19 protein-coding genes are annotated in these 20013 nt (G+C 35.8%); 8 read left to right on the top strand and 11 right to left on the bottom strand.

Going from position 1 to position 20013, the window contains the following annotated elements; genetic code table 11:
• Positions 1-12: 12 nt before the first annotated feature.
• Together AC1DNH_RS07870 and AC1DNH_RS07875 are read right to left on the bottom strand one after the other, a co-directional pair.
• Entirely contained in the window at positions 13-1185 is a 1173-nt protein-coding gene (locus AC1DNH_RS07870; protein ID WP_251030049.1) for an MFS transporter, read from the bottom strand.
• An 89-nt stretch (positions 1186-1274) separates the two neighbouring features.
• On the bottom strand, positions 1275-2816 hold the full coding sequence (locus AC1DNH_RS07875; protein WP_477583940.1) for an acyl-CoA carboxylase subunit beta: 1542 nt from the start codon (positions 2814-2816) through the stop codon (positions 1275-1277).
• A 952-nt stretch (positions 2817-3768) separates the two neighbouring features.
• Here AC1DNH_RS07875 and AC1DNH_RS07880 point away from each other — a divergent pair.
• From AC1DNH_RS07880 to can, 3 genes are all read left to right on the top strand, one after another.
• Positions 3769-3999: a hypothetical protein gene (locus AC1DNH_RS07880; RefSeq protein ID WP_230146655.1), complete on the top strand. Its 231-nt coding sequence runs from the start codon at positions 3769-3771 to the stop codon at positions 3997-3999.
• A gap of 145 nt (positions 4000-4144) precedes the next feature.
• Positions 4145-5752, top strand: a complete 1608-nt coding sequence (locus tag AC1DNH_RS07885) for a SulP family inorganic anion transporter (RefSeq protein WP_477583942.1) — start codon at positions 4145-4147, stop codon at positions 5750-5752.
• Position 5753: 1 nt separating this feature from the next.
• Positions 5754-6410 (top strand): carbonate dehydratase, encoded by a 657-nt coding sequence (gene can, locus AC1DNH_RS07890; RefSeq protein ID WP_215124766.1) that lies wholly within the window; start codon positions 5754-5756, stop codon positions 6408-6410.
• 63 nt (positions 6411-6473) lie between these two features.
• Here can and AC1DNH_RS07895 read toward each other — a convergent pair whose 3' ends face one another.
• The 3 genes from AC1DNH_RS07895 to pruA form a co-directional block, all read right to left on the bottom strand.
• Positions 6474-6734 carry a hypothetical protein gene (locus AC1DNH_RS07895; RefSeq protein WP_440827097.1) on the bottom strand — a complete coding sequence of 87 codons (261 nt, stop codon included), beginning with the start codon at positions 6732-6734 and terminating at the stop codon, positions 6474-6476.
• Positions 6735-6847: 113 nt separating this feature from the next.
• A complete protein-coding gene (locus tag AC1DNH_RS07900) occupies positions 6848-8356 on the bottom strand; it encodes a sulfatase family protein (protein ID WP_477610138.1) in 1509 nt (502 codons plus the stop codon).
• 199 nt (positions 8357-8555) lie between these two features.
• Positions 8556-10190 (bottom strand): L-glutamate gamma-semialdehyde dehydrogenase, encoded by a 1635-nt coding sequence (gene pruA / locus AC1DNH_RS07905; RefSeq protein WP_477625290.1) that lies wholly within the window; start codon positions 10188-10190, stop codon positions 8556-8558.
• Between the two features lie 223 nt (positions 10191-10413).
• Here pruA and AC1DNH_RS07910 point away from each other — a divergent pair, with 223 nt between their 5' ends.
• The gene (locus tag AC1DNH_RS07910; protein WP_477585026.1) at positions 10414-11100 is read left to right on the top strand and encodes a DUF6624 domain-containing protein; all 687 of its coding nucleotides are present in this window, start codon (positions 10414-10416) and stop codon (positions 11098-11100) included.
• Positions 11101-11198: 98 nt separating this feature from the next.
• On the opposite strand, the gene AC1DNH_RS07915 is transcribed toward AC1DNH_RS07910, so the two are convergent.
• The 6 genes from AC1DNH_RS07915 to AC1DNH_RS07940 form a co-directional block, all read right to left on the bottom strand.
• Positions 11199-11924, bottom strand: a complete 726-nt coding sequence (locus tag AC1DNH_RS07915) for a LytR/AlgR family response regulator transcription factor (RefSeq protein WP_477610940.1) — start codon at positions 11922-11924, stop codon at positions 11199-11201.
• The gene (locus AC1DNH_RS07920; RefSeq protein ID WP_477625291.1) at positions 11921-13009 is read right to left on the bottom strand and encodes a sensor histidine kinase; all 1089 of its coding nucleotides are present in this window, start codon (positions 13007-13009) and stop codon (positions 11921-11923) included. The genes AC1DNH_RS07915 and AC1DNH_RS07920 overlap by 4 nt, the downstream gene beginning before the upstream one ends.
• Before the next feature lie 86 nt (positions 13010-13095).
• A complete protein-coding gene (locus AC1DNH_RS07925) occupies positions 13096-14151 on the bottom strand; it encodes a sensor histidine kinase (protein WP_477578424.1) in 1056 nt (351 codons plus the stop codon).
• Positions 14152-14154: 3 nt separating this feature from the next.
• On the bottom strand, positions 14155-15552 hold the full coding sequence (locus tag AC1DNH_RS07930; RefSeq protein ID WP_477578422.1) for a S41 family peptidase: 1398 nt from the start codon (positions 15550-15552) through the stop codon (positions 14155-14157).
• Between the two features lie 72 nt (positions 15553-15624).
• Positions 15625-15804 (bottom strand): hypothetical protein, encoded by a 180-nt coding sequence (locus AC1DNH_RS07935; RefSeq protein ID WP_477578420.1) that lies wholly within the window; start codon positions 15802-15804, stop codon positions 15625-15627.
• Positions 15805-15936: 132 nt separating this feature from the next.
• Positions 15937-17352, bottom strand: a complete 1416-nt coding sequence (locus AC1DNH_RS07940) for a S41 family peptidase (protein ID WP_477609527.1) — start codon at positions 17350-17352, stop codon at positions 15937-15939.
• A gap of 292 nt (positions 17353-17644) precedes the next feature.
• Between AC1DNH_RS07940 and AC1DNH_RS07945 the strand changes: the two genes are divergently transcribed.
• From AC1DNH_RS07945 to AC1DNH_RS07960, 4 genes are all read left to right on the top strand, one after another.
• The gene (locus AC1DNH_RS07945; protein WP_477578417.1) at positions 17645-17812 is read left to right on the top strand and encodes a ComC/BlpC family leader-containing pheromone/bacteriocin; all 168 of its coding nucleotides are present in this window, start codon (positions 17645-17647) and stop codon (positions 17810-17812) included.
• 12 nt (positions 17813-17824) lie between these two features.
• Positions 17825-18016 (top strand): hypothetical protein, encoded by a 192-nt coding sequence (locus AC1DNH_RS07950; protein WP_477609529.1) that lies wholly within the window; start codon positions 17825-17827, stop codon positions 18014-18016.
• 601 nt (positions 18017-18617) lie between these two features.
• Positions 18618-18791 (top strand): class IIb bacteriocin, lactobin A/cerein 7B family, encoded by a 174-nt coding sequence (locus AC1DNH_RS07955; RefSeq protein WP_477578413.1) that lies wholly within the window; start codon positions 18618-18620, stop codon positions 18789-18791.
• 5 nt (positions 18792-18796) lie between these two features.
• Positions 18797-18919 (top strand): hypothetical protein, encoded by a 123-nt coding sequence (locus tag AC1DNH_RS07960; protein ID WP_477578411.1) that lies wholly within the window; start codon positions 18797-18799, stop codon positions 18917-18919.
• Positions 18920-20013: the final 1094 nt, after the last annotated feature.

The following is a 20013-nucleotide window of genomic DNA, read 5'->3' on the forward strand; positions in this document are numbered from 1 at the left end:
TTTATTGATTAGTTATTTGTTTTTTCTTCCATAGAACTGATAAATTAAGATATTAAGGACAATTATTCCCGTCATTCCATAACAGAATAATGCCCATCCGCCTTGGTCCCACAGCCACAAACCCAAAGCTGAGCCACAGCTGGCACCAATAAAACTAACCGACATAAAAATGGTGTTCAGTCTGTTTCTGGCCTCTGGTATTAAGGTGTAAATTCGGGTCTGGTTGGTTACATGTATAGCTTGCTGACCGATGTCTATAAGCACAATGCCAATTACAAATAGGTACAAATGGCTGCCAGTAAAATAAAACAAGGCGATACTAACGATTTGTAATATAAAACCAATCATTAAGTTTTTGCGCGGATTGTTACCATCACTTAACTTTCCAACCAATGGCGCTGCCAATGCGCCTGCTGCGCCAGCAATTCCAAATAACCCAATCTGCAGGGTTTGGAAATTAAAGGGTGGGTTAGCCAGAAACAATACCATTGTAGTCCAAAATGCGCTAATAATGGCGAAAGCCAGAAAGTTAATAATCGAAGTCTCCCTTAAGGCAGGTTGGGTTTTAATGTAACTGAACATCGAACGCATGAGTTCTTTGTAGGTGCCTTTAAAGGCAGGATAACTTTGTGGAAAACGCTTGGCCATTAAAAGAATAAGCAGGCCACAAATTCCGGCCGCAATATAATAAACGGCTCTCCAACCTAGCCAAAAGCCAATACTGCCACTTACCGCCCGCGAAGCTAAAATTCCGACCAGCAAACCACTCATAATCATTCCAATATTGGCCCCGCGATTTTCATCGGTGCTTAAATTAGCCGCTAAGGGCAATATCAACTGGGGTACAATAGAGCAGGTACCAATTAAAATTGAGGCAACTTCCAGTACAAAAAAGGTATGTGAAACCGCGGCAACCAGTAAGGCGAAGATTGCAAGTCCGGTAATTACAAGGATCTGTTTTTTGCGCTCAAACATATCACCCAGCGGCACTAAAAGGAAAAGACCTAAAGCATAACCGATCTGTGTGAGGTAGGTAATCCGTCCGGCATCGGTTTCGGTGAGGTTAAAATCTTTTGCAATTAAGATTACCAAAGGTTGGCAGTAGTAAATATTTGCAACAATCAGGCCTGTGCAAAAAGCCATGAGGAGGATATCGGCGCGTGATAATTTCTGAGTAATCTGCATTTAGTATTAAGTCGGAAGTCCTCAGTCATGAGTCTCAATAGTCTGGATTGATACAAACCTTACTATGGACCAATGGCTGAGATTATTTTCTACAAAGGTATATTTCCATGTTTCTTTCTTGGATTATTCACCACCTTATTTTCCAACATCTTAAAGGCTTTTATCAACTTTGTACGGGTTTGGGCTGGTTCAATCACCTCATCAACAAAGCCGCGTTCGGCCGCGCGATAAGGATTTGCGAAGATATCTGAATATAATTTTTCTTTCTCTAACCATTTCTCTTCAGGGTTTTCTGCTGAAGTAATTTCTCTTTTAAAAATAATTTCTGCAGCACCTTTAGCACCCATTACAGCAATTTCTGCACTTGGCCATGCGTAGTTCATATCTGCACCAATATGTTTGCTGTTCATCACATCATAAGCGCCACCATAAGCCTTTCTGGTAATTACAGTAATGCGTGGTACAGTAGCCTCGCTAAAAGCGTATAATAATTTTGCCCCATTGGTGATAATGCCATTCCACTCCTGATCTGTACCTGGCAAAAATCCTGGAACATCTTCAAATACCAATAATGGAATATTAAAGCAATCGCAAAAGCGGACAAAACGTGCTGCCTTGGTAGAAGAATTGCTATCTAAAACGCCTGCCAAATAAGCGGGCTGATTGGCTACAATACCAATACTTCTCCCTGCAAGGCGGGCAAAGCCTACCACAATATTTTCAGCATAAGCTGCATGTACTTCTAAAAAGCTGTCCGTATCGGCCACGGCAGAAATCACTTCACGTATATCGTAAGGTTGCGAAGCATTTTCTGGCATAAAAGTGTTTAATTCTGGTCGGCTTTCATCAGCTGTGTCGTAAGGTAAATGATCGGCTGTTTCCTCGCAGTTTTGCGGCATATAGCGCAGTAGTTTCTTTACATGGTTAATAGCCTCAATTTCGTTGGCACAGGCAAAATGGGTAACGCCCGATTTTGTAGCATGTGTGCTGGCACCTCCTAATTCTTCTGAGGTTACTTCTTCGTGTGTTACCGTTTTAACCACATTTGGGCCTGTAACAAACATATAAGAAGTATTTTCTACCATTAAAATAAAATCGGTAATGGCTGGCGAATAAACAGCTCCACCTGCACATGGTCCCATAATGGCCGATAGCTGCGGAATTACGCCCGAAGCCTGTACGTTTTTATAAAAGATATCGGCATAGCCGCCCAAAGAAACAACTCCTTCCTGAATACGGGCACCGCCACTATCATTTAAACCGATCAGTGGTGCACCATTTTTCATGGCCATATCCATAAGCTTGCAAATTTTCTCTGCATGGGTTTCGGAGAGTGAACCTCCAAACACGGTGAAATCCTGAGAGAATACATAAGTTAACCTGCCATTAATTGTTCCATAGCCCGTTACTACACCATCACCAAGATATTTTTCGCGTTCCATTCCAAAGTCAGTACTTCGGTGCATAACCATCATGCCAATTTCTTCAAAGCTCCCTTCATCCATTAAAAAATGAATGCGCTCGCGGGCGGTAAGTTTACCTTTTTTATGCTGACTATCGATTCGGGTCTGTCCACCGCCAAGGTTTGCCTGGTTAATCTTATCTTTAAGTAATGCTATTTTTTTGTCCATTGCAACGCTATGAGATTTTAAAATTAAAAATTACTAGCGGTAATGCAAGGTAAACGAGGTGTTATTTTATCCTAGTCCAGCATGCGATGTTGAGTAAAGCAGATGGCTGGCTAGAGTCGCGATCGTCATGCTGAATTTATTTCAGCATCTTTCTGCCCATTAAGACCCTGAAATAAATTCAGGGTGACGATAAAATACAAAAATGTCTAAAGATTATACAGGTTAGGTCCCGTTTTTTGTTACAAGTTCCGATTAAGGCTCGGAAGCGCTTCCGGGCAATCGGGTTTATTTAACTTAGGCCTGTGCTTGGAAAACAAACCGCTGTTCACTAAACCCGACAGCAGCGGTTCCGATTCTTCATCGGAATTAGCGAATGGCGGGGCTACAGCACCTATGAAATACTAACCCTTCATTTCCTAAAAAGAAAAAACATTTTATAATTATTGGAAATGAGCGGTTCTGGGCTTTTGGCAGGTTAGGTCCCGCTTTTTGGTACGAGTTCCGATGAAGGATCGGAAGCTCTTCCCGACAATCGGGTTTATTTAACTTAGGTTGGTGCAAGAAACCAAGCCTTTCATCCGTCTATGGCCAAAATTATGCTATTTGGATCAGGCTTTGTTCACTAAACCTAACTGGAGCAATATCCGTTTTGGTCTTGGTTAATTTAATTTTATAACGGGACCATTGTTTCCAAAAATCTTTAAACAGTAATTTTTTTTGTGTCGAAAGCAATCGCCTATCTGTTATATTACATTTTTTTTACAGCTTAAAGCATTGAAAAACCAATTATCCGTTTATTTTTGTAACCGTTAGTATTAAAACAACATTAGGATTTTAGATGTTTTTAAGGAAATACAAGTATTTAATCGTTGCCTCATTCATGTTCATCTTCATGGCGAAGATGGGTATATCTGGTGCGCCGGTATTTTGTACGAGTATTGACAAGGAAATCATGAACGCTGTAATCATGCAAATCGAGTTAGAGCATGAAGGCGGAAAAGATACCGCCAAAGACACTGCAAAATTTACCGATTTCAAACTCGTTGAACTTAATCATCCTATCTTTTCTTACGAGTTCTCTTCAAGCCATTTCTTTCTGAAGAGCAGTTTTATCGAACATTTCAAAAGATATGTAGATCCATATCACCCTACGGTACCAACACCGCCGCCTAACTTTATTTAGTCATTTTTATTGGGGTAACTTATTGCAATCAGTAATTTGAGCGGGTATGTTGTGTTAAATATTTATACGATATGCTTGTTCCTTGATCGCTTTTAAGATTCCTCCGCGATTTATTCGTTAAAATTTACTAGATAATTATATCGTTATGCAAAAGTTTAACCCGGCCTTTTCAGGTTCGGACGTGAAGAAATATATTCTTAAAAAGAATTTAAAGAAAGATTTACCTGCAAGTATTGTAGTGTTTTTAGTGGCTTTGCCATTGTGTTTAGGTATTGCACTAGCCTCAGGTGCACCGTTATTTGCTGGTTTAATCACTGGTATTATTGGAGGGGTAGTGGTTGCCTCTTTCAGTGGATCGCAATTGAGCGTTAGTGGCCCTGCAGCGGGTTTAACCGTTATTGTTTTGGGTGCCATAACATCTTTGGGGAGTTATCAAACCTTTTTACTTGCAGTTGTATTGGCAGGGGTATTCCAAATGATTTTAGGCCTGGTAAAAGCCGGAACTATTGGTAATTACTTCCCTTCGAGTGTAATTGAGGGGATGCTTGCAGCAATCGGATTGATTTTGATTTTAAAACAGTTACCACATGCGTTGGGTGTTGATACCGATTTTAGTGGCGACGAAGGATTCTTTCAGCAAGATCACGAAAATACTTTTTCTGCGATTACAGCAGCGGTAAGTCATTTTAGTTTGGCTGCTGTGGTTATCAGTTTATTATCGATAGCTATTCTGATTATTTGGCCTAAATTTCCAAAATTAGCGGTTGTACCTGCACCATTGTTGGTGGTAATGCTTGGGGTTCTTGGAACTATACTTTTTGCTGGTACCGATCATCCGCTACGTGCCGATCAGATGGTGAAAATTCCAGTGGTAAGCGGTTTTGGCGAATTTTTAGGCCTGTTTACCATGCCCGATTTCTCTCAGTTGGCTAATAAAAATGTTTATATAACAGCTGCAACTATTGCTGTTGTGGCAAGTTTAGAAACTTTATTAAGCATAGAGGCAGTAGATAAAATAGATCCAATTAAACGTGTATCGCCAACAAATAGAGAATTAATCGCCCAAGGTTTAGGCAACATTACCAGTGGTATGGTTGGTGGCTTGCCTATGACATCGGTAATTGTTCGTAGTTCGGCAAATGTTAATGCAGGCGGTAGAACCAAAATGTCGGCTATTTTTCACGGCACCTGGCTATTGTTATCATTACTGTTTATCCCAGGTTTAATTAACATGATTCCATTGTCGTGTTTGGCTGCCATTCTTTTGGTAACGGGTTATAAATTAACGCGCATCAGTTTATTTAAACACATGTACCATAAAGGATGGGACCAGTTTGTTCCATTTGTGGTTACGGTTGTAGCAGTTTTATTTACCGATCTGTTAAAAGGTGTGGCAGTTGGTATGTTGGTTTCTATTTTCTATTTACTCCGTACCAATATGCGTAACCCATTCTTTTACAGAATTACAAATGAAGGTGATAAAAAGCACATCAGGATTAAACTGGCAGAAGAGGTTTCTTTTCTGAACAAAGCAGCAATACAAGTAGTTTTAACGAATATTCCGAAAGAAACAGATGTAATTATTGACGGTTCGAATGCCAGGTATATCGATCCAGATGTATTGGAAACGATTTATAATTACAAACATAATGCCTATACCAAAGGTATTATCGTCACATTGGAGAATATCCAAAAACATTATGCAGTACCAAAATTAAATATAAAAGTAGAAGAAGATATTAATAAGTTATAATATGTGCGCAAAAACAATAGATACGAAAGATATAACATACGATAGCCTGTTACAAGGCAATAAGGACTGGGTTAAAGATACAATCGACAGTGATCCTACCTTTTTTGATAAACTTTCTGAAGGCCAGAGCCCACCGGTATTGTGGATTGGTTGCTCTGATAGCCGTGTACCCGCAAACCAGATTACCAACACCAGACCAGGCGATATTTTTGTACATAGAAACATCGCCAATGTGGTGGTGCATACTGATATGAATTTACTTTCAGTACTCGATTATTCTATTAATGTATTAAAGGTAAAACACGTTATTGTTTGTGGCCATTATGGCTGCGGTGGCGTGAAAGCTGCATTAGGCAATAAACAGGTTGGAATTATTGATAACTGGTTGAGAAATATCCGCGATGTATACCGTACGCACGAACGTGAAATGGCTACAATCAAAGATCCTGATCAGCGTTTTGACCGCTTAGTTGAATTAAATGCCATTGAGGGCGCTGCAAATGTAACCAATACATCAATTGTACAAAGTGCATGGGCCAATGGCCAGGAGTTAGCCGTACATGCCTGGGTTTACAGTTTAAAAACAGGAATCATTAAAGACTTAAAAGTAACCTGTACTTGTCTTGATGATGTTGCCCCTGCATTTAAAGTAGGATAAAAGCACCAATAAGTGCTATTTTTTAGTTGTTAGGAAAAGCTCCCGATTTTACATCGGGGGCTTTTATTTTTCTGTGGTATTGGGCATATTTCCTGCTTCTCCCTTATTACCTTTTTCGGCATCTGTTCTTGCTTCTTCCGAACCAAAATCGCCCATTCCGAAATCTCTGCCTAGGTTACCCGCTTCAGTTTCAACACTATTTTTTTTTTCGTTATCGTTGCTCCGGTGGCGCGGCACCTGCTGATCGGGCATATTGGTTTTATCGGCGCCGTTATCAGCATTTTTATTGCCCAGATTTTTGTTGTTATCTTTTGTGTTTTCCATGATCTTCTTTTAAGCTATTATATAAAACAGCATAAAAGAAGATTGGTTTTACGTCTTTAAAATGGTATTGCATAAATCGAGTTGGTCAGGGGAAATCGACCAACAGATCTGTTTTATTTGGTTTTCGCTTCTTCGGTACTTAATAAAGTTTCCAATTCTTTCACCTTTTCCGGATATTTTAGTGCAAGGTTGTTCTTTTCACCCAAATCATCATTTAAGTTATACAGTTGCGCCGTAGGCAGGTTTCCACTATCGGTATGGGTAAGTTTATAAAAAGCTTCTCCCTTTGATGGCCTGATATATTTCCAGTTATCTTTAACAATTGCCAGTTGGTTACTTTGTTCAACGAAGAAATCACGGCCTTTTTGGTCTTTTCCGGTAAAAGCATCCCACACATTTTTACTGTCAATTGCATTTTTGCCTTCTACGTTGAAAAAGCTGGCAAATGAGGCCAAAAAATCAATCTGTGAAACTAAGGCTCCAGAAACACCCGGTTTGATTTTTGCTGGCCACGAAATAATAAAAGGTTCACGTGTACCACCTTCTAAAATGCTGTATTTGCCTCCGCGTAAACTACCTGCAGGTGTATGGCCGTTTAATTTTTCGAAACCCTGATCTTCATAACCGTCCATAATTACAGGACCGTTGTCGCTACTGAAAATGATCATCGTATTTTTATCAAGGCCCAGGTATTTTAGTTGTTTTGTTATTTCGCCAACTGCCCAATCGAGTTGTAAAATTACATCACCACGATTGCCCAGTTCACTTTTCCCTTTAAACATGGTGGAAGATAAACGCGGTACATGCGGTTCTGTTAACGCATAATAAAGGAAAAACGGCTCTTGTTTATGATCTTCGATAAAATTTTTTGCTTTGGTTAAAAAGGTAAATGGAATTTCCTCATCAGTCCAGCGGGCAAGTTTGCCTCCCTGCATATAACCAATACGGCCAATGCCGTTTACAATGGTTTGGTTGTGCCCATGATTAGCTTCAGCAGGCATTTTTAACAGTTCTGGATGGTCTTTTCCTGTTGGATCAGTACCAACCGGACTTTTATAATCAACTGTAATCGGATCTTTAGGATCTAAACCTACCACCAATTGATTTTCCATAAAAACAGTAGGTACCCTATCGGCCGTAGCCGGGAAAATAAAGGAATAATCAAAACCGACTTCTTTTGGCCCGGGCTTTACTTCTTTGTTCCAGTCTTTTTCTACTGCATTGCCCAAGCCTAAGTGCCATTTGCCAACAAGACCTGTTTTATAACCAGCTTGCTGAAAAATTGATGGTAGAGAACTATTATCTGTTGGGATAATCAATGCAGCATCGCCTGGCAATATATCTGTTCCTTTTTTACGCCATGCATATCTTCCGGTCATTAAGGAATAACGCGAAGGTGTACAGGTAGATGCGGTTGCGTGACCATTGGTAAATCGCAGCCCTTGTTTTGCCAATGCGTCAATATTTGGGGTTTTTATTTTTGTTGCGCCGTAACAGCTGAGGTCGCCATAACCTAAATCGTCGGCATAGATGATAATTACATTGGGTTTCTTTTGCGCGGTAGCATAAAAATTAAAGCTTGCAACACAGACAATAAGGGAAAGTAAAAATTTGTGGTTCATGGTTAGAAAAGGTGTTTATGTTTTTTAAAATTAATACAATCGTCCTCGTTTATAACGAGGATGCACGAGAGCCACATTTTTAATGTGGCGTATAAGTTAGGCGATACAATCACTTTTCTTCATAATCCTCGTTGCAAACGAGGACTATATGTGCATAAAAAAGGCCAAACAGTATAATGCTTGGCCTTATATATTAATATTAATCTTCAGCTAAAAACGGATAACGGTAATCAGTTGGCGGATTAAAAGTTTCCTTAATAGTCCGTGGAGAAACCCAGCGTAACAAATTAATCATTGCACCAGCTTTATCGTTTGTGCCTGATCCTCTGGCGCCGCCAAATGGCTGTTGCCCAACTACTGCACCCGTACATTTATCGTTAATGTAAAAATTACCAGCTGAGTTGCGTAATGCGTAGCTGGCTTTTTCTATAGCATACCTATCTTGTGATAAAATAGCCCCTGTTAAAGCATAAGGTGAAGTGGTATCAATTACTTCTAAAATCTGGTCGAATTCTTGATCTTGGTATACGTATACAGATAATACCGGGCCAAAAAGTTCTTCACACATAGTGGTATATTTCGGATCGTCAACCACTAAAACAGTTGGTTCTATGAAATAACCTTTACTCTTATCATAATTACCACCGGCAATAACTTCAACTCCTTTATCTTTTTTAGCCTGATCAATATATTTAGCCAGTTTATCGAAAGAACGTTCATCAATTACAGCATTAATGAAATTGCTGAAATCTTCAGTTCCACCCATTTTAAATGAAGCTAAATCTCTGATCATTAATTTCTTAATCTCAGGCCAAAGGCTTTGTGGGATATAAGTACGGCTGGCAGCAGAACATTTTTGTCCCTGGTATTCGAAAGCACCACGTACAATTGCAGTAGCCGAAGCTGCAACATCTGCACTTGGGTGAACCAAAATAAAATCTTTACCACCAGTTTCACCAACTATACGTGGGTATGATTTGTACTTATGGATATTTGTGCCGATTGTTTTCCATATCTCCTGAAAAACTTTGGTAGAACCGGTAAAGTGAATACCTGCAAAATCAGCGTGATTAAAAACTACATCGCCTACTTCAGGGCCATCGGCAAAAATAAGATTAATTACACCATCAGGTAAGCCAGCTTCGCGAAAAATTTGCATAATTACATTAGCCGCATAAACTTGCGTATCAGCAGGTTTCCAAACCACCACATTACCCATCATGGCTACACAAGCAGGTAGATTGCCCGCAATTGCTGTAAAGTTGAAAGGAGTTAAAGCAAATATAAAACCTTCTAAGGGGCGTTGTTCGGTTCTGTTCCACATGCCATTTGGAGATACTGGAGGCTGTTGGCCATAAATATCCTGCATATAACTTACGTTAAAACGTAAGAAATCTACCAATTCGCAAGCGGCATCTATTTCTGCCTGATAGGCATTTTTACTTTGCCCAAGCATGGTTGCAGCATTAATTTGGTAACGGTATTTTGTAGCAATCAAATCTGCAGCTTTCATAAAGATGGCCGCTCTGTGTTCCCAAGCTAAAGCTTCCCAATCAGCTTTGGCAGCTAAGGCAGCATCTATAGCTTGTTTTACATGACTTTTGTCGCCATAACTAAATGTGGCCAGTACATGCTGATGATCATGTGGAGCTACTACTTTCTTTTTGTTTTTTGTATGTATTTCTTCTCCGCCAATAAACATTGGAATATCCAATTGTTTAGAACGTGCCTCTGCGATAGCCTCTTTTAAAAGCAAACGTTCTTTTGTGCCTGGCGCATAGCTATTAATAGGCTCGTTAACCGGGGTAGGTACGTTAAAAAATCCTTTAAGCATATTTTATTTTTTATGATTTGGACAAAGATAATGCTTTTTGGGGTAGGCAATTCTATTATTCTGTAAAGAAAATAGGGCAAACGTTTGACTATGTAATTGAATGATAAGAGAGGTTAATTAAAGGATTATTATGGTTAAAATTTGACTAGTGTCACGTCGATTGAATTTGCCAGGGCTAAAGATTATCATGATATTAGTGGTAACGCTTTTTACCTCGATTACTATGAGACTTATATATTTATCGATTATCTTCCTGTTATTTACCAGCTCGTCCTTTTGTCAAATAAATGATAATAGTATCCTGATAAAGCAACTTGATTCTATTGGGCGATTAGATCAGATTTACAGAGGCCAGCTCAGCGATATCAGGAATCACTTTGCAGATGATAGTCTTAAATTAAAAGATACTCTACGTAAACATTTTGAGTTAATCAATAAAGTAGATTCTTTGAACCTGATTAGGGTATCGGCAATTATTGATAAATACGGTTGGTTAAGTATTGATGAAATAGGGGAGGCTGCCAACTCAGCTTTATTCATGGTGATCCAGCATGCAGATTTGAAAACGCAGGAAAAATACTTGCCTATTATGCGAATTGCTGCAAAGAACAAAAAACTAAAAGCCACCAGTTTGGCGCTGCTCGAAGATAGGATTGCGATGTTTCAGGGTAGGAAACAGATTTATGGAAGTCAGGTAGCCTGGAATATGCTGACCAATAAATATACCATTATGCCCATGATCGATCCTGATCATGTTGATACCCGAAGGGCAGATATAGGTCTTGGATCTTATGCTGCTTATCTGATTGATATGGGTATTGTATGGAATGTTGAACAATATAAAAAAGATCTGCCTCAGATAGAAGGATGGCATAAAAAGACGATGAGCATAAATAAAGCTAAAAACTGATTTTGTTTCCTGCTGATTTACAAGGTGCAGTTAGAAAAAGAAACATATCTACTTAATGGCAACGCTGTACGCTCTGCTCTCTGCTTTTCGCTCAATGCTCAAGAGATCAGCTTTTGCTTCATCATATCTAAAAAATCTTTGCGGTAAGTTTCTCCTATCAATATTTCTGCAGAAATGCCTTTTAAAATAATCCTGTTTCCATCAATGGAGGTGATTTTATTAAGCGCCACTATAAACGATTTCTGCACACGGATAAATTGTGCTTTGGGCAATCTTTCCTCTACATCTTTCATGGTTAGAAGCGCAAGCGTTCTAATGCCATTATGGTGAAAAGCAATATAATTTTTCATGCCTTCAACAAAATCAATTTCGGCAATATTAATTTTTAGCATTTTACCTTTAGCCTCTGTTTTAACCATGAAATAATCATCATCCTGCTGGTTCACAGGTGCGCTGTTTTTTTTAGTGTTAATAATCTTTTGAGCCTTGTTTATGGCTTGTAAAAAACGGGGCAAAGGAATAGGTTTAACTAAATAATCAACCACATCAAGATCAAAACCGGCAGTGGCAAACTCTTTGTAGGCAGTGGTAAGTATCACCTGCACATCTTTGTTGTTCATCGTTTGGATGAAATCAATGCCCGATATCTCTGGCATATGAATATCTAAAAAAATGAGATCTACCGGGTTACTGCTTAAAAAACTCAGGGCATCAATCGGATTGGTGAATGTTGCGGCGATCTGTATTGCGGCAACAGATTTCAGGTAATGTTGTATTACTTCAATGGCATGATCTTCGTCATCAACAATAATGCAATTAATCATGAGGCGTATGGTTGAGGTTTAATTTGTGGTATCTTGAAATGTTCCAAAAAGCCTAAATTGTCAGATGATGATGGTTTTTCTTGGTGATCGGTAACCTTATTGTAAGGCAAAGTTAATTCAAGGCTGTAATCAATCTCGGTTTCATTAATGTTTAACTCAACCCCTTTTTTGTAATGATTTGCGAGTCTTTTTTTTATGTTTTCCATACCTATACCACTCGAGAGTTCTTTAGGCCCTTTTTTCTTTTTGTTCCAGGTGCTTAAACGAATATGATGGTCGGTTTCGTTAATGCTTAAGGCTATTTTAACAGGATGCAAATTATCTGTACAATTGCCATGTTTTAAGATATTCTCTACAACAGTAATTAGAATTAATGGAATCAATCTTACATTATCGGTATTTCCATTCACACTAAAATCGATCTGTAACTTGTTATTGAAACGAAGCTGATTAATTTTAATTACATTTTTAATATGCTCAATTTCCTCTTCTATTAATGTCATGCGGTCATCTTTGTCCATTTCCAGCGAATAGCGCATGATTTTACTGAGTGTCATAATGCCATCGGCAAGCTCTTGAGATAAGGGTAAAGACTTTGCAAAAAAGAAATTCAGCGTATTATTTAAAAAGTGAGGATTAATCTGTGCACGGAGAAAGGAATTTTCGGTATCAAACTTTTCTTTTTCTATTATTTTTAACTCTTTTTCACGTTTAATGGATTGGCGGAAATAAAATAAACTAAAGGATAAAAGGGCATATTTAATAAACTTGTATAGATTTAAAGTGATAAAATCGAAGAATTGAAATGCCCTTGGTGTAGGCCCATCTGGCCAAACAAAAGGCCTGATGTAATAGCCAGTAATGTACCAAAAAATAGCATAAGAAGCATGTACCAAAATTAAACCAATAATTAATCGCCACGCTTTTAAAGGATAGGTATAGAGGGAATAAATATACCAACATAAATAAAAGGCATATATATCGGGCAAGTAAGTAAAGAAGAAATAAAGGATGCCTGTTGAATAAGCTTTAGGTGACTTGAAAAGACCCGCTAGAATAGTCAGCACAATATATCCTAACCACAAGCTTATATGATAGATGATTAATCGATGCTTTTTGAGAAATTCTAACTTGCTTATCATTTTACAATTAATTGGGATAATTAAATTATTTATCGCGTTTTATATTTATTGGGTAGGGTTAAGCTAAGTGCATAGAAATCATCCTGATCATTTATACTTAATTTAAAATAAGCCCCATAATAACTTTTAAGTCTTTTTTGTAAATTTTCGAGACTTGTTCCATTAGAGGATTTATTTTGTTTACTATATTTTTTATTAAAAGTTTTTATTATAAGGGTTCTATCTTCCTCAATTTTCAAACTAATCAGAGCGCCAGCGCCTTGATTAATGCAATCTCCATGTTTCAAAATGTTCTCAAGTAGGGTAACCAAGGTTAGGGGGACAATTGTAGCATTTTGTGCATCCCCTTCAATTTTTAGATCTATACACAAACGATTGTTAAGACGTAATTTATTGATATTGATGATGTTTCTTGCATGTTCTATTTCGTCCATTAGGGGCATCAACTGATTATTTTGATCTATTTGTAGTGAATAGCGCATAATCTCTGATAATGTCATTATTCCGTTTGACAATTCTTCGGACAGTGGCAATGATTTAGCGTAAAAAAAGTTCAAAGTATTGTTTAAAAAGTGTGGATTTATCTGAGCCCTTAAAAAAGCATATTCAATTTCTAATTTTTCGTTTTGTATTTGCCTTAAGCGCTTTTGATGCCTGAGCGTTTTTTTGAAATATTGAAATCCGAATGCCACAATGTTACACTCAATAAAAATATAAAATATAACTGCAATAAATTGCCAGAATATAAATTCTGATGTTGGCGTGTAATCTTTGCCAAGCTGCGGCAGTATCCAGTAATCTACCACATACCAAACTATTGTATAGGTAATAAATATTAAAATTATAGATACAATTAGTTTGGTTACTTTAATTGGTTCTAAAAATTTGGAATAAGCATACCAACTTATATAGAATCCGTATAATGTTGGAATGTTTAATATTAAAATATCGGTAAGTAAGTTTTCCCATACATTAGCCACATAATTTGGATTCCTTGAAAAGCGCAAAATTATGTTTAAAGCTGTAAAAGCTATCCAAAAGTAGATATGGTATAACAGTACTGTATGTTTTTTGAGTAAAAGCAAAATTTACAATTTATAATCTTTAACAAATTTTATCCAGTCCTTAACATTTGCAGGTATTTCTACATCGGGTTTAATACCGATATTGGCTTTTTCTTTGTTCGCGATAAGTAATCTTGCCGGTGGATAAACTAGTGTAAAAAAAATACAAGGCATTTGGGTTTCTACGCGTTCGAGGTAGTTAATGGAACCTGAACTATTGGTGCCATAAAGTTTAACTTTTGTACTCTGTTTAGCTTGTAAAATAAAGAGTTCTGCACTACTAACCGATTTTTTGTTCATTAAAATGGATACACGCTGAGGATTTTTTAATATAGAGTTGTACTTGATAGTATCAGCACGGTAAAGCAGATACATTTCGCCACGATGTGCTTTTAGGTTAGCTACTTTTTTTATATAACTTTCCTTTATATCGCCAGAAGTTAAGTTTATAATTCGTTCATATCCATCTTTAATATTATCATCTGTGGCTAACACCTGTGCTTCCTCTGTTAAAATTGGATTGGTATACAGGTAAGGTAGTATTTCTCCGAAAGCACTTGCAGCTCCGCCAGCATTATTTCTTACATCGATAATTAAATGCTCGGTATTTTGTAGTACTGAAGCATTTTTAATCATCAAACTATCTGTCTCCTTTTTAAGCTCAATGGAAAAACTAGGGATAGTTAAAAGACTTGTTTTGTCATCGAGATTTTTAAATTTAGGATTGTTTATTCCCAGCTGAGATCTTTGCTCAAGCGGTGTATTTTTGTAGAATTTACCAAGCTCATTTAGATTAATGGTATCTTTTAGTAAGTCCATTTTGGCTAGGTAATCTGAGTGATCTCTGGCGAGAAAATAGGTGAAATTATAAGCTTGATTTATTTTTTTTACCTTGAATTTAATTTGTTGTGGAGACCAAAATATTCCATCAGCTTTAATCACGAACCCAATAAACTCATTATGGATTAAACTATCGCGAACTATACCAAGTTTGAAAATATTAGATTCATGATTCCAAATGCCTTCTATATTATCTACAGATCTTTTAGGATTATTTAAATAAGATTTTAGTTTATCTTCAGTCCAATTCGTTTTCGCTTCTTTTGAGAAAAAATGAATAATAGAATCTTTTGGTTGATTCGTGTTAAATAAAACAGTCATATGCTTGTCTTTAAAAAAGTCAAGCCACTCTCTGCAAAGAGAAATACATTTATTACTTTCAGTTTTATTCGCTATTTTTTGAAGGCTATCCGTAAAATGCTCAAATTGTTTTTGATTCAATTTATTAACCTTGTCATTATAGCCAACATAGTTTTTCTTAATTCTTTGCACCATAAATTCAAAATTATCCGAACAATTACAAACCTGTGCCCCACAATTAATCGAGAGAAATAGACAAAGTAATAAATATATAATTTTCATAATTTTTTTATCAACTTAATAAAGTTAGTAGAAAGTAGTTGATTGGTTTCCTGAAGAATAAATTGAATTAAGTTAAAGAGAAATAGTTTGGTTAAGAGTCTCATTGCAAATATTGGTGCCTGTTGAAACAGGGTTTTCAGTAGTTGGATTACTCCCTCCGTTAATTTTTCTCATCTGCTCTTTACTCAAATTGGCAATTGATTTTTTCTTAAAAAGAAACACGGTCTTTTTTTCTAATTTTTTGTTTTTCATAATTGTAATGATAGATAGTTAAATAAATGTGCTTAAAAGTGTTGTTTCTGAATGTAATAGTGAAAAATTATACACCAAACAGCCGTTTGTCTGTACCAAACCAATAGATTGTATAGTTTAAATAGTGAATCGTTATTTAGTTTTATACTTCTTTACAAAATCAATCCAATCGGCGGTATCGGCAGGTATTTCTACATCGGGTTTAATCCCAATGTTATCTAAAGGATAATCTGGTAATCTTAAAGATTTACAGGTAGGGTAATAAAGCGTGTAGAATTTACATGGCATTTCTACTTTTACAAATTCAGTATAATCTACAGCACCAGACGAATGTTCACCATATAATTTTACCTTTTTACTTTGTTTGGCTTCTAGTAAAAACAATTCGGCAGCACTTCCTGTACCGGCATTAAAGAGAAATGAAACGCGCTCTGGATTTTTATAAACTGTTTTGAATTTGATGGTATCAATAGGATATAACTTATAAAGTTCTCCCTCATGAGCCTTTAACTCGATCAGATATTTCTTGAAAACATTCTTTATGCTGTCAGGGGTTTCGGGATATTCCTTAGCATAACCACTATCTTTAATGTTGTCTGGCGTTGCTAAAACATATCCTCCTTCTTTTAGTATAGGGTTGGTATAGAGGTATGGCATTAACTTTTCGTATACCAAAACAGAGCCACCACTGTTATTTCTTAAATCGACAATTAAATGTTTGGTGTTTTTTAATATGTTTTCATTCTTCTTAATAAGTGTAGCTGTGGGGGCCACATAATCTAATTTGCCGAAAGATGGCATTTCAAAGATGGCCGTTTCATTGTCCAAAACCCGGAATTTTGGTGAGAGATCAATTTCTTTTACAGGCAAAGCAGCTAGAAAAGGTTTGGGCGCTTTAACCCACTTACCGAATATCCCAAAATTTAATATATCGCCATGTTTTGATAATACCGGGTGTTGTTCCGAATGGTCTCCACCAGCGAAGAAAATAGTTTGATACTGATTGTCCTTTTTTGCCAATCTAAATTTGACCTGTTGTGGCATCCATCTTATGGAATCGGCCTTTAATATAAACCCCATAAACTCATTGGGTTTGGTATCTTTAATGATTCCAACTTCATATATGCCAACGCTCCAAATTCCTTCAATGCTATCGAGAATTTCTTTGTTCTGTACGAGGTAAGATTTAAATGCGTTTTCCGTCCAATTGGTTTTTTCTTCCATAGCAAAAAACTTTCTTACGGAATCTGGATTCAATTTATCAAAATCCATCCCAAATGATATGTGTTTATCTTTGAAAAAACTTAACCATTCGCGGCATAAGCTTAAACATTTATAAGGTGTGGATTGATTGGCTACCTGTTGCAGACTATCAGTAAATTTTTTAAACTGCTGGCTATTTGCAGGTGTTACTTTATCGGAATAACCTACATAATTTTTAGAAATCCTTTCTGTTAAGTAATTGAAATTATCACCGCAATTACAGTTCTGTGCTTGTAAATTATAAAATGGAAATAAGAGCAATAAATAGAAGATAATTTTTTTCATAGTTTTCAGTTACAATTATAGTCGATATTTATACTTAAAGGATAAACTATTTTAAAATACATATTTGTCTTATATTTTGTGTAGGAAATGTAAGATTTGGGGTAGCGTCAGTTTCATTCAATATTGGCTATTTCAGCTGTTATAACCTCTTTTCGTCCTTATGAAATACCCTTTGGTGTATCTTTTTTTTTGATTGAAATTTAATATCCAATACTTGTTTCATGTTAGACCAACATAGGCGGAACCTGAAAAGCCTGAAAAGAGTAGGAAACAAAAATTTAAATTAAACGAAATGAAAAAATTAGAATTAGAAAGCTTTGATGTTCAGGAGTTAGATGCTAAAGAAGTCAATAAGATTGATGGTGGAAATTGGTGGTTAGTTGGATACGGAATTTATTTATATGATAATAGGGAAAGATTTATTGAAGGGGTAAAAAAAGGATTACAGGATTTTAATTAGAAGATAAAAGAAATGAAAAATTTACAAAATAATCAAATCGACTCTATGGGACTGTCTATTTTGGAAAACCATGAGCTAACAAATATTAATGGTGGAGATAAAGGCGACGCTGCAGAGTTAATTGGTAGATCATATGTATGGACAATGGCACATTTCCTAACTGGAGGAGCTAGTACAATTTATTTAATTGCACATAATTTATAATTTATTAAACCGAGTTGTAAATTTAAAATGAATTTACAACTCGGTTTTTAATAGAATGATAAAATAGAAAAATATAGAAAATTCGTTAACGAAGAGAAATGAAAATTTAATCAATACCATTTTTATACTCTTGCTCTTATTTATATTTCTTTATGATATAGAGTCGAATTTTTAAATGGGATGTTTGCAGAAATAAACGATTTTGTTAAATAATCAGTTACTTCATAACAGATAAGACATATTATCTCTGTTCAAAAGGATCTGAATTGTACGAAGGTATTTAACCTATGAAATATTTAGTACTGATGTGTGCTGATATTTTATAGGTTTTTTTGCAAATTCTTCGGCGCTCAATTCCAAAGCCCTTATAGCTATCGAACTAAATCCATCGCTAGTTCTTTTAGTATAACTTTTCGATTAAGGATTTTTTTATATCGTTAATTGTATTAACGTGCTGTTTTTTCGTCCTTAAGAAATACCATTTGGTGTATCTTTTTTTCTTAATGAATTCTAAAACTAGATACTTGTTTCATGTTAGACCAACATAGGCAAAACCTGAAAAGCCTTTAACGAGTAAGGAATAAAATTTAAATTAAACGAAATGAAAAATTTAGCATTAGAAAATTTTGGCGTTCAGGAATTGGGCGCTAAGGAAATGAAAAAAATTAATGGCGGCATTATTCCTGCAATTATAGCAGCGGGAGTAGCAGTTTGTGGAGGAGCATGGTTCCTTGGAGAGAAAATGGGTAGAACGTTGTATAATCAATTACATTAATAATCATGATAGTAGAACTAACAACAGAAGAGCAATCCGAAATCAATGGTGGATTTGGATTAGTACCTTTAATATTTATTGCAGCTGTAGCTTATGGGTACTGGGATGAATCTACAAAGCACAAATAATCGTTTACTGAAGCAAGTTTTCACTTAATTCTGTATATTTACGAGTAAACTATCTATAATATAAGATGCATTTGTATGGATAGTATTTGAAAGAGAATTGTTTTTAAAAATTTTATCAAATATTTATGAATAAATACAATAATAAGTCAGAATATAAGATTTTGTTGGTAGTTGCAATAATTACATTTATTTGTTTCGCAACATGGCAAAAAGGTGAAGATTATGGTAGAAAAATGTATTATTCTTTTTTACATAATAAGTAAATTGAACAATAATAGATTTTTGAGTACCAGATAACTTTTATACCTACTGTAAAGGTTAATTAATCAATGGGTAATTTATATAGTTACCCATTGATTTTTGGGTATAAATCTATAACTGATATAATTTAATACTATGGATTACTGGATTGCTCAATAAAAAAAGAAGACAGACTTTATTTGTTTGTACTATTTCTTATCGCTCTGTCTTAATTTTTGCTGGTTATTTTTCGGTAAAGAGCTAGGCAGTTTTATGTTATGAAAATGATCTTTAACTAGTCTTATGAATAAAATCTGAGGGAAGAACCTATAAAAAAGATTCTTACAATTAACTTTCGTTAAAGCAATATGAATAACAATTCAGAAAAAAAATAAAAACACTATCTACAATATGGGGTATTATTTTATCTGTTCTAGTCTTAGGTGAAATAATAGAATCTTTTGGACTTAGTGTTGCTAAAGATTCAAATCTCCATAAGAAGGAAATAAGTAATGCTCAGACCACAATATCACTATGAAAATACTTGAAAATAATTGGGTTAAGTTCATCTTGTTTTTACTATTATTTAGTACCATGGTGGTTGCATATAAAATTGGCAGAAATGATGGAAACCCTGATGGTAAAAATGTAGGTGTTGATTTGTCTAAATAACGTTAATCACCTTAAATTAATCTAAACTGCAATTTGAGCAAAAACAAGTTGTGTTTAATTAAATATGAAATAAATTAATTCCTAGAAAGCAAGGTACGCTTGAAATATCGAGAACCGATAATGCATATTGATGTATCTATCGGTTTTTTTATTTTCTAAAGATTAAAAACAGTTTCATCCCT

The sequence above is a fragment of the Pedobacter sp. 01N310 genome, from assembly GCF_056399805.1.

What these genes read in the sequence shown, in the direction of transcription:
- AC1DNH_RS07870 (WP_251030049.1), bottom strand. Translation starts at nt 1,185, where the DNA reads ATGCAGATTACTCAGAAATTATCACGCGCCGATATCCTCCTCATGGCT.
- AC1DNH_RS07875 (WP_477583940.1), bottom strand. Translation starts at nt 2,816, where the DNA reads ATGGACAAAAAAATAGCATTACTTAAAGATAAGATTAACCAGGCAAAC.
- AC1DNH_RS07880 (WP_230146655.1), top strand. Translation starts at nt 3,769, where the DNA reads ATGAACGCTGTAATCATGCAAATCGAGTTAGAGCATGAAGGCGGAAAA.
- AC1DNH_RS07885 (WP_477583942.1), top strand. Translation starts at nt 4,145, where the DNA reads ATGCAAAAGTTTAACCCGGCCTTTTCAGGTTCGGACGTGAAGAAATAT.
- can (WP_215124766.1), top strand. Translation starts at nt 5,754, where the DNA reads ATGTGCGCAAAAACAATAGATACGAAAGATATAACATACGATAGCCTG.
- AC1DNH_RS07895 (WP_440827097.1), bottom strand. Translation starts at nt 6,734, where the DNA reads ATGGAAAACACAAAAGATAACAACAAAAATCTGGGCAATAAAAATGCT.
- AC1DNH_RS07900 (WP_477610138.1), bottom strand. Translation starts at nt 8,356, where the DNA reads ATGAACCACAAATTTTTACTTTCCCTTATTGTCTGTGTTGCAAGCTTT.
- pruA (WP_477625290.1), bottom strand. Translation starts at nt 10,190, where the DNA reads ATGCTTAAAGGATTTTTTAACGTACCTACCCCGGTTAACGAGCCTATT.
- AC1DNH_RS07910 (WP_477585026.1), top strand. Translation starts at nt 10,414, where the DNA reads ATGAGACTTATATATTTATCGATTATCTTCCTGTTATTTACCAGCTCG.
- AC1DNH_RS07915 (WP_477610940.1), bottom strand. Translation starts at nt 11,924, where the DNA reads ATGATTAATTGCATTATTGTTGATGACGAAGATCATGCCATTGAAGTA.
- AC1DNH_RS07930 (WP_477578422.1), bottom strand. Translation starts at nt 15,552, where the DNA reads ATGAAAATTATATATTTATTACTTTGTCTATTTCTCTCGATTAATTGT.
- AC1DNH_RS07935 (WP_477578420.1), bottom strand. Translation starts at nt 15,804, where the DNA reads ATGAAAAACAAAAAATTAGAAAAAAAGACCGTGTTTCTTTTTAAGAAA.
- AC1DNH_RS07940 (WP_477609527.1), bottom strand. Translation starts at nt 17,352, where the DNA reads ATGAAAAAAATTATCTTCTATTTATTGCTCTTATTTCCATTTTATAAT.
- AC1DNH_RS07945 (WP_477578417.1), top strand. Translation starts at nt 17,645, where the DNA reads ATGAAAAAATTAGAATTAGAAAGCTTTGATGTTCAGGAGTTAGATGCT.
- AC1DNH_RS07950 (WP_477609529.1), top strand. Translation starts at nt 17,825, where the DNA reads ATGAAAAATTTACAAAATAATCAAATCGACTCTATGGGACTGTCTATT.
- AC1DNH_RS07955 (WP_477578413.1), top strand. Translation starts at nt 18,618, where the DNA reads ATGAAAAATTTAGCATTAGAAAATTTTGGCGTTCAGGAATTGGGCGCT.
- AC1DNH_RS07960 (WP_477578411.1), top strand. Translation starts at nt 18,797, where the DNA reads ATGATAGTAGAACTAACAACAGAAGAGCAATCCGAAATCAATGGTGGA.